Raw genomic sequence first — 1,442 nt, 5'->3', positions numbered from 1 at the left:
TTCCCAATGGGTTTGTCAAGTCACGCAGCTGCCGGGATCGGTGGTGAAGCGTGGTAGCCGGTGTCGTCGCGGAGCATGGCCCAGATGACGTTGAGGCGGCGGCGGGCGAGGCAGAGCAGGGCCTGCTCGTGCCGCTTCCCCTCTGCTCGTTTGCGCTGGTAATACGCCTTCGAGATGGGACAGGCCGGCAAGCTGGCCATGGCGGCGAGGTAGCAGGATCTCAGCAGGCCCCGGTGATAGCGGCGTGGGCGCCGCAGGTTGCCGTGGATGCGGCCGGAGTCGCGGGGAACGGGGGCGAGCCCGGCGTAGCCCGCGAGGCGGTCTGCCGAGCCGAACGCGGTCATCTCGCCGCCGGTGGCAGCGAGGAATTCCGCGGCGAGGACGGGCCCGAAGCCGGGCAGGGTGAGCATCACCTCGGCATGGCGGTGCTGGCGAAACCGCTGCTCGATCATCGCGTCGGTCTCGGCGATTTCGGTGTTGAGCGCGATCACCCCCTTGGCCAGTCGTTCGACCATCGCCGCGGCGAGTTTCTGCCCGGGCAGCGTGGTCTGCTGCGCGGCGGCGGCCTCGATCGCGAGATGCGCGACGGTGTCGGCGTTGCGGGCCTTGCGGTGGCGCAGCCAGTGGGCCAGGCGATGCTCGCCGAGGCGCCGGATCGCGTCGGGAGTTTGATAGCCGGTCAGCAGCAGCAGGTGTCCTTTGCGGGACAGGTCGAGTCTGCGTTCCAGCGCGGGGAAATACTCCAGCAGCTGGTGGCGGATCCGGTTGATCGCCCGGGTGCGGTCGCAGACCAGGTCGGTGCGCCGGTTGGTCAGGGTCCGCAGGTCGACCGCGATCTCCTCGCCGGCGCGCAGCGGGCCGAGGTCGCGGCGGACGCGGGCCTGGTCGGCGATGACGAACGCGTCTTTCGCGTCGGTTTTCCCCTCGCCTCGGTAGGTTCCGGCAGCTCGGTGGACCTTCAAACCGGTGATATAGACCAATTCCTGGGCGTGATTGACCAGAAGCCCGATCAGCAGCGCGGCACCGCCGCTGTTCAGGTCGATCGCCCACAGCGCATCGGTGTCGATGGCCGCGACGTCGGCGATCAGGGCCAGCAGTTCGGTTTCGTCGTTCTGGACGCGTCGAGACAACAGCCGCTCGCCGCTGTCGTCGATCACCACGCAGTGGTGGTGTTCCTTGCCGATGTCCACGCCGGCCCAGATGCGGGGCACGACCACCTCTTTCGTTGTTGTAATCAAGGGTTCACCCACAGACGACCACGCCGACGGTGTCCTACACAGCGATCCACGCGTATCCCAATTAGCGGTCGAGTCGTCGCGGGGGCCCGGGCGGCCAAGTCCTTTCAGCCTTGCCAACGGCGACGCCATGAGAGCCATACCCGGAGCCCCAGGGCCCACCGATCCTACGAATGACCAGTTCAGACCCAACAAAGAAGGTAGGAC

1 protein-coding gene is annotated in these 1,442 nt (G+C 67.4%); it reads right to left on the bottom strand.

The window, feature by feature from the left end; genetic code table 11:
* Positions 1-20 precede the first annotated feature (20 nt).
* On the bottom strand, positions 21-1,217 hold the full coding sequence (locus H5411_RS46380; protein WP_183128011.1) for an IS110 family RNA-guided transposase: 1,197 nt from the start codon (positions 1,215-1,217) through the stop codon (positions 21-23).
* Positions 1,218-1,442 lie beyond the last annotated feature (225 nt).

The sequence above is a fragment of the Amycolatopsis echigonensis genome (assembly GCF_014174495.1).
In the GTDB taxonomy this organism is placed as follows: Bacteria; Actinomycetota; Actinomycetes; order Mycobacteriales; family Pseudonocardiaceae; genus Amycolatopsis; species Amycolatopsis echigonensis.
Note: the sequence above shows the minus strand (reverse complement) of the source record. Positions and strands in the feature narration are given on the sequence as shown.